Genomic DNA, 447 nt, shown 5'->3' on the forward strand with positions numbered 1-447 from the left:
GCTACACACAAGCCAATCGTCTGTTGCGTCTGCGTACGCCACTGGGTGAAGACAAGCTTTTGGCCGAGCGGCTGGAAGGCCGTGAGAGCATGGATGCGGGTGGCTTTGCATTGATAGTGGATGCGCTCAGCGACGATGCCCACATACCGCTTAAAAGTCTGCTGGGCAAAGCTGTGCGTGTGGACCTGCAGACGGCCCAGGGGGGACCGCGTGGCTGGCACGGCTATGTCACCAGTTTTGCACTGTTGGCCAGCAACGGAGGCTTTGCACGCTATCGCCTGCGCATCGAGCCGTGGCTGGCTTTTTTGCGTTGGCGCAGCGACAGCTTTTTGTTCCAGCAGCGCACCGTGGTCGAGATCGCCGACAGCCTGTTTGCCGACTACCAGGGTGCAGCCAATGTGGATGCGGCATGGCGCTGGGCGCTGGCAGACAGCTATCCCAAGCGCA

1 protein-coding gene is annotated in these 447 nt (G+C 60.9%); it reads left to right on the forward strand.

Translation table 11 applies throughout. The features are described from left to right. The coding region (locus QEP11_RS14330; protein ID WP_284337333.1) for a contractile injection system protein, VgrG/Pvc8 family at positions 1-447 on the forward strand (447 nt) is incomplete at both ends.

The sequence above is a fragment of the Comamonas halotolerans genome (assembly GCF_030162935.1).
GTDB classification, from domain to species: Bacteria; Pseudomonadota; Gammaproteobacteria; order Burkholderiales; family Burkholderiaceae_C; genus Comamonas; species Comamonas halotolerans.